We start from the raw sequence: 7574 nt of genomic DNA, 5'->3' as shown, positions 1-7574 counted from the left end.
GAACTTCAGGTTATCCTGGATCAAGCGAAATCGTAGGGCATGCGATGATGACTAGACAGGAGCGCGTGCTGCGTAATGCCGTTGTTATACTTGCTGTCGGTACTTTAGTCCTTGGAGGGCTGCTCTTTTGGAGTTTGCGGGCCATGTACATTCTGAAGGGTGAGGCTGCGGAGGGGGAATCCGCTGATATCGCCACCGCAGGCGGACAGCCGGTAACGGACCGGGAGTGGATAGATGAACTCAAAAAAAAGCACGGTGATGAGGTGCTTCTGGGAATACTCAATCACATTGTAGTCGATAAGGAAGCCAAGGCGCTTGGCATTACTGTGACAGACACAGACATCGAGCAGGAACTTCAGCGCAGTATGGCTGGTTATGGCTCCGAGGAACAGTATTACACGCAAATGCGGTCTGAGCTGGGACTTTCCCGTCAGGAGGTACGTGAGGAGGCGGCTTACCGGCTCACGCTCCAGGCGTTAGCCACAAAGGACGTTATAATCAGTGAATCGGCAATCGATGATTATTTAGCGGAGAATTCCGCACGCTTCACGCCCAAGAAGCAAATGCAGCTCTCGATGATCAAGGTGGAAACCTACGATGAGGCAGACCATGTGATGGACCGGCTGGAGCAGGGGGAGGATTTTGCTGCTGTAGCCAAGGAGGTCTCCATCGACAACGAGAGCAGGGAGCACGGAGGCAGCATCGGAATGGTGGAGGAGGAGGATCCTTTCTGGCCTGGGGATCTGCTGCAAACGGCGGCAGGACTTGAGGCGGGCGATATCGCCGGGCCGCTGCAGACCGGTGAAGATTTTGCCGTAATCCGGCTGGAAAAAATGATTGATCCCCCTAAACCGGACGAGGCGGAAATCCGGGAGCAGGTACGCCGGGAGCTGGCACTGGAGCAGGCTGCCCCTTTACAGCAGGTAGAAAGTGATCTGCGCACTAAATATGACACAGCGATATATATTGACAACGGCCTGCAAGATTGATAATATGAGGTTAAATGTAAAACCTACCGTTTTAGTCGGGAATGACCGGCGGCGGATTACACAAAATGGCCGCCTTACAGCGTTATAACTTGACGCTGCGGTATTGAATATCCTGGTGCAGACTCATCGTCCCCTTGAGAGATAAGCCGCAATACATCAAACACCCGGAATTACATGCTGAAGACTTATGTCACAAGTTATGCACTCATAGATCATTTATCATTCCAAGGAGGTTTTTGCTCATGGCTAAAGTCGTCAACAGTGTAACAGATTTGATCGGTAGCACACCGCTTGTTCGTTTGAACCGGATCGCTCCGGAAGGTTCCGCAGAGATCTACTTGAAGCTGGAATACCAAAACCCGGGTTCCAGCGTTAAAGACCGTATTGCCCTCAGCATTGTAGAAGAAGCTGAGAAGGATGGTCTTCTGAAACCGGGCGGAACGATTGTAGAAGCTACCAGCGGTAACACTGGTATCGGCTTAGCACTTGTTGCAGCTGCCAAAGGCTACAAGGCAGTTATTGTTATGCCTGAAACGATGAGCCTTGAGCGCCGTAACCTGCTTCGTGCTTACGGTGCCGAACTCGTACTGACTCCGGGATCGGAAGGTATGAACGGTGCGGTTAAGAAAGCTGAGCAGATTTTGGCCGAGAATCCGGATTACTTCCTTGCTGAGCAGTTTAAGAACAAAGCTAACCTGAAGATTCACCTGGAAACTACCGGTCCTGAAATCGTAGAAGCGATTGAATCGATCGGTGGACCATTGGATGCATTCGTTGCAGGCGTAGGTACCGGCGGAACTATCTCCGGTGCCGGCGAAGTACTGAAGAAGCAATATCCTGATGTGAAGATTTATGCGGTAGAGCCAGCTGCTTCACCTATTCTGGCCGGCGGCAAACCAGGCCCGCACAAAATTCAAGGGATTGGCGCTAACTTCATTCCAGACATCCTGAACCAGAACATCTACGATGAGATCATTCATGTGGAGAACGACGAAGCCTTCGAAACTGCACGCCGTGTTGCCAAAGAAGAAGGCGTGTTGTCCGGTATTTCTTCCGGTGCCGCTGTATTTGCAGCGCTTAAAGTAGCCAAAGAGCTGGGTGCAGGCAAAAAAGTCGTTGTCATTATTCCAAGTAACGGCGAACGCTACCTCAGCACTCCGCTGTACAACTTTGAAGCATAATTATTGAAATTTTTATAAGAGTCTTCCTCTCCGCTCATTTAGGGATAGTGAGGGCTCTTTTTTGTGCATGCTGTTAGAAGAGATGATGTAGTGATATTCAGAGCTGTTGATGCGTTTTGAATGCGGAAAAAAGGCTTATTTTACATAAATCCAATCTTCGGGGTTTTCAAAGCATCCTGAAGTACAGTATACTGACAGGCAATAAACGATGATAACCATGTAAGCTTCACAAAACTTAAGCGAATGCTTACGAAGCAAGTTTTGTTGCGCAGGATGCTAAAGAAGCATCAGCTTCACAAAACTTAAGTATATGCTTACGAAGCGAGTTTTGTTGCGCAGAGACATCAAAGAAGCGAAAGCTTCACAAAACTTTAAGGAGGATAGCTTTGGAAATCTTAACGGCGTGGCAGGACTGGGAGCAATGGGCAGATGAGAACTGGAGCCTTCTTCCCTTGATTATACAATCACCACAGAATAAATCCGGCTTGCCGGATTCTTGGATGAAGGCCTGGGAGCAGGCCTCCCCATATTCAGTGGTACTGGAGAGCGGGAAGGGCGGCCGCTATACCTACCTGGGGCTAAGCCCTGTCTCCGTAATAGAAGGCAAAGGCGAACAAGCGGCAGCAACCGATTTAACTCCGGGAACATCGGGCTATCAAGTCCGGGAAACTGCTGCATGGGATGATTTGCACGGTAAACCGCTGGATGTGCTGCAGGTATGGATGAAGGGATTCACTTCCCCGCGCACAGAGATTTCAGGATTACCGCCGTTTCATGGCGGCTGTGTGGGCTATCTTAGCTATGACGTAGTCCGCTCCCTGGAGAGGCTGCCTTCGCTGGCCCAGGATGATCCGGGATTTCCTGATTATTTGTTTATGCGTTTCGAAGAGCTATGGATTTACGATCACCAGGAGGACATGCTTTATTGCACTGTTCATGTCCCAGTGACTGCTGACAATAAATCTGATCTGCCTGGCCTTAGACTTCTCTATTCCGAGTCTGTACAACGGGCGGAGATGATGCTTGAACAGTGGCGGATGATCGGTTCTGCTGCAGAAACGGAGGCACAGACCCAGGCAGCGGAGATGGACAGGATTGTCGCTGTAATTGAGGAGAGCATTAATCTGTCCGGAGAGTGGCCTGGCATGAGGTCAGCCTTTTCACCAGAGCACTTCCAGCAGGCCGTGCTCGATGTTCAGGAATACATCCGCCAGGGCGACGTATTCCAGGTCAACCTCTCGCTGCGCCAGGAGGCGCAGCTGAAAGCCCCGCCGGAGGATGTTTATGAATGGCTGCGCAAGCTCAACCCGTCCCCGTACATGGGGCTGCTCCGCTCGCCCGGCTTTGCGCTCTCCAGCGCATCGCCGGAGCTGCTCGTCAAGCTGCACGGGGACAAGGTCAGCGCCCGCCCCATTGCCGGTACCCGGCGCAGGGGCCTCACTCCCGCGGAGGATGCCGCCATGGAGGCGGAGCTGCGCGGGAGCGAAAAGGAGATCGCCGAGCATATTATGCTTGTCGATCTGGAGCGCAACGACATCGGCCGAGTCGCTGCATATGGATCGGTCAGCGTACCGGAGCTGCTGACCGTGGAGCGATACTCGCATGTCATGCATCTCGTCTCGCAGGTGGAGGGGCGCATCGCCCCCGGCCTGGATGCTTATGATGTAATGGCCGCCTTGTTTCCCGGCGGCACCATCACTGGTGCACCTAAGGTACGCACGATGGAAATTATCGAAGAGCTGGAACCGGTGCGCCGCGGTCCATATACCGGATCACTGGGCTGGATTGACTATAACGGCAATATGGAATTAAATATTATTATACGGACGTTGGCAGTCAAAGACGGAGTAGGATATATTCAGACAGGAGCAGGTATCGTGATCGATTCGGATCCGTATCGCGAATACCGGGAATGTCATAACAAAGCCAAAGCGGTAGTGAAGGCGGTTCTCTGCAGTGAGCTGCAGCAGGAATCACGGACCACCGGCGGAGCCAAAGGGGGAGCAATACTATGATCTTGGTCATCGATAATTATGATTCCTTTACGTACAACCTGGTGCAGTATTTAGGCGAACTGGGGGAAGAAGTGAAGGTGCACCGCAACGATGAAATTACAATTCAGGAGATTGAAGCTATGGCTCCGGATCATATTCTGATCTCACCGGGACCCTGTACCCCGAATGAAGCGGGCATCAGCCTGGAGCTGCTGCAGCATTTCAAAGGTGTCATTCCGATCTTCGGCGTATGCCTGGGACATCAGGCGATCGGTCAGGCCTTTGGCGGTAACGTCATCCGTGCGGAACGTTTGATGCACGGCAAAACATCACCGATCCACCATAACGGCACATCGGTTTTTGAGGGACTGGAATCCCCGTTTACCGCTACAAGATACCATTCGTTAATCGTGGAACGCGAGAGCCTGCCGGATTGCCTGGAGATTACAGCAGAGACGGTGGAAGGTGAAATTATGGCACTCCGCCATAAAGAGTATCCGATTGAAGGTGTCCAGTTTCATCCGGAATCAATCATTACCGATCATGGCCATACCATGCTCCGCAACTTCCTGAAACGGAGAGCCGGAGAACCGGCATGAATTATATCGGACTTAATCGAAGAATAGTCGAGGCCAAAGACGCCGTGGTTTCCGCTCTGGATCACGGCTTTTTGTACGGCATGGGCCTGTTTGAAACCTTCCGTACTTATGGAGGGGCCCCTTTTCTGCTGCGGCGGCATCTGGACAGGCTGGCTGACGGCTGCAGACAGCTGGGTATTCCGTTTGAAGCAGATGAGGAATCTCTTCGTAAATGGATCGGACAAGTAATGGCAGCGAATGATCTGCAGGAAGCATATATCCGTTATACAGTTACCGCGGGCGAGGATATTTTGGGGCTTCCGGCCGGAGCGTATACGCAGCCTAATCATTTGCTCTATATTAAAGAGCTGCCCAAGCTGCCTGCTTCCCTATACACGGAAGGCAAGCCGCTGCAAATGCTGCGGATACCGCGCAATACCCCGGAAGGGCCGGTTAGGCTGAAGTCGCTGCATTATATGAATAACATTCTGGCCAAACGTGAGCTTGCCGGATATGCCTCAGCCGCGGGCGGTGCGGAAGGGCTGATGCTGACGGATAAAGGGTTTATTGCGGAGGGCATAGTCAGCAATCTCTTTTACATCAAAGACGGGATACTCCATACTCCTGATATAGCTGCAGGCATCCTGCCCGGCATTACCCGGGAAATGGTGCTGGAACTGGCCCCCGGGGCAGGATTGCGCACAGAAGAGGGATTTTACCGCTGGGAGCAGCTGCTCGCCGCCGATGAAATATTTCTAACGAACTCGGTGCAGGAGATTGTTCCGGTGACGACACTTTGGCACGGTACTGAGTCATTGATGGTTAGCGGCGGACGAACCGGCAAGAACACGGCTGAATTGATCAGGTTATACAGGGAAAGGACGGAAGTGCTGAAATGAAACCTGTTATTTATAGACGGAACTACCGGTTTAAGGACAGTGAACTGGTCTTAGGAGACCGCACATTGATTATGGGCATCTTGAATGTAACACCGGACTCTTTTTCCGACGGGGGCTTGTGGAGTGAGCCGGATAGGGCGGTAGAGCATGCACTCCAGATGGCGGCTGAAGGTGCCGATATTATTGATATAGGCGGAGAATCCACGCGCCCCGGCCATCAGCCGGTGAGCTTGCAGGAAGAGCTGGAGCGTGTGCTACCTGTGATCGGGAGCATTCACCGAGCCGCTCCTCATTTGGTCCTTTCAATTGATACGTACAAGGCCGAGGTAGCCCGGCAGGCTATCCAAGCGGGTGCACACATTATTAATGATATTTGGGGCGGCAAAGCTGACCGTGATATGGGCGCTGTAGCTGCAGAAGCCGGGTGCCCCTTTATTCTGATGCATAACCGTCATGACCGTAATTATAAGGATCTGGCGGCGGATATGTCTGCGGATCTAAAAGAGAGTATTGATTTGGCACTGGCTGCAGGTGTAAAGCCGGAGAACATCATTCTTGACCCGGGTATCGGGTTTGCCAAGGATTATACCGAGAATCTGCAGGCGATGATGGCACTGGACAGCTTGACTGAGCTGGGATATCCGGTGCTGCTGGCTACCTCCCGTAAAAAGTTCATCCGGACCGCACTCGGTCTCCCAGCGGATGATGTAGTGGAGGGAACCGCCGCGACTGTGTCGTTCGGCATTGCCCAAGGCTGTCAGATCGTGCGGGTGCATGATGTATCTTTAATTAAACGAACCGTTCAAATGTGTGACGCTATGCTGTATGCCGGCTTCTCTGCAGGTGCGGGAATAACCTGAGCCTACGGCGGCTGACTATTTTTATAATAAGAAAGCAGGTACTGTAATGGATAAAATGACGCTGCACCGCATGGAATATTACGGATATCACGGGGTGTTTGAAGAGGAACGCAAGCTTGGCCAGCGCTTCTATGTGGATCTGGAGCTGGAGCTTGATTTGCAGACTGCAGGGCTGAATGATGATCTGACGCAGACCGTGAACTATGCCGAAGTGCATGAAACTGTTAAAAATATTGTCGAAACAAAGTCCTTTAAGCTGATCGAAGCTTTGGCGGAACATATTGCATCCGTGTTACTGGACACTTATACTATTATCAATGCAGTAACGGTCAAAGTGACCAAGCCGCATCCGCCGTTCGACATTCATTTTCAGGGAGTGACCGTAGAACTGCGCAGAACGAGAAAGTGAGACCAGGTCCATGAACATACATTCCACCTCTGAGGCATCAGAGGCTTATATTGCTTTAGGGGCTAATTTGGGTGACCGTGAGGGAACCTTGAAGGAAGCTTTGAACAGACTGAACCAGCATGAGGGAATTGAAGTCGTACGCTGCTCCAGAATATACGAGACCGAGCCGGTCGGCTATCTGGATCAGCCGCAGTTTTTGAATATGGCTGCCGCCCTGCGTACTACGCTTGAGCCGGAGGATTTGCTCCATGTCATGCTGGCGATTGAGACACAGCTCGGCCGCGTCCGGGATATCCGGTACGGACCGAGAACCGTTGATTTGGATTTGCTCTGGGTAGAAGGCCGGAGTCTGGACACGCCCGAGTTAACGCTTCCGCATCCCCGGATGATGGAGCGGGCGTTTGTGCTGATTCCGCTAAGTGATATCGTTCCGCAGAATGATGCATCGTTCGGACTTTACGGAATGATTGCTGCAGCGCTTCAAGATTTGGACGGAAAGGAAGGAATGCGCTTGTGGACATCAAACGAATGGGACGGCGGGTCAGAGCATTCCGGAAGCTAAAGGGGTATACACAGCAGGAGCTGGCGGATTCTGTCGGAATTTCCCTCGCTGTGCTCGGCGCAGTGGAGAGGGGCAATCGTCGGTTGGAAGATAAAATTTTAA

General features: G+C 52.0%; 9 protein-coding genes. All 9 read left to right on the top strand.

Annotated elements, in window-relative coordinates:
• The coding region (locus AQR02_RS30380) for a peptidylprolyl isomerase (protein ID WP_082452164.1) at positions 1-989 on the top strand (989 nt) is incomplete at its 5' end.
• Positions 990-1231: 242 nt separating this feature from the next.
• Positions 1232-2170 (top strand): cysteine synthase A, encoded by a 939-nt coding sequence (gene cysK / locus AQR02_RS30375; protein ID WP_054944010.1) that lies wholly within the window; start codon positions 1232-1234, stop codon positions 2168-2170.
• A gap of 386 nt (positions 2171-2556) precedes the next feature.
• Entirely contained in the window at positions 2557-4185 is a 1629-nt protein-coding gene (locus AQR02_RS30370) for an anthranilate synthase component I family protein (protein WP_054944009.1), read from the top strand.
• The gene (pabA, locus tag AQR02_RS30365; protein ID WP_054944008.1) at positions 4182-4763 is read left to right on the top strand and encodes an aminodeoxychorismate/anthranilate synthase component II; all 582 of its coding nucleotides are present in this window, start codon (positions 4182-4184) and stop codon (positions 4761-4763) included. The genes AQR02_RS30370 and pabA overlap by 4 nt, the downstream gene beginning before the upstream one ends.
• On the top strand, positions 4760-5641 hold the full coding sequence (locus AQR02_RS30360; RefSeq protein ID WP_054944007.1) for an aminotransferase class IV: 882 nt from the start codon (positions 4760-4762) through the stop codon (positions 5639-5641). Before pabA ends, AQR02_RS30360 begins: the two co-directional genes overlap by 4 nt.
• Positions 5638-6501, top strand: coding sequence for a dihydropteroate synthase (gene folP, locus AQR02_RS30355; protein ID WP_054944006.1), 864 nt, complete (start codon positions 5638-5640; stop codon positions 6499-6501). The genes AQR02_RS30360 and folP overlap by 4 nt, the downstream gene beginning before the upstream one ends.
• A 46-nt stretch (positions 6502-6547) precedes the next feature.
• On the top strand, positions 6548-6910 hold the full coding sequence (gene folB / locus AQR02_RS30350) for a dihydroneopterin aldolase (protein ID WP_054944005.1): 363 nt from the start codon (positions 6548-6550) through the stop codon (positions 6908-6910).
• A gap of 10 nt (positions 6911-6920) precedes the next feature.
• Entirely contained in the window at positions 6921-7472 is a 552-nt protein-coding gene (folK, locus tag AQR02_RS30345; protein ID WP_054944004.1) for a 2-amino-4-hydroxy-6-hydroxymethyldihydropteridine diphosphokinase, read from the top strand.
• Positions 7439-7574, top strand: a 136-nt coding sequence (locus AQR02_RS31735) for a helix-turn-helix transcriptional regulator (protein WP_425340036.1), incomplete at its 3' end; no start/stop codon positions are given. The genes folK and AQR02_RS31735, both read left to right, overlap by 34 nt.

Source organism: Paenibacillus ihuae (assembly GCF_001368795.1).
Lineage (GTDB): Bacteria > Bacillota > Bacilli > Paenibacillales > Paenibacillaceae > Paenibacillus_AQ > Paenibacillus_AQ ihuae.
The sequence above is the reverse complement of the archived record's forward strand: the minus strand, read 5'-3'. Positions and strand labels throughout refer to the sequence as shown.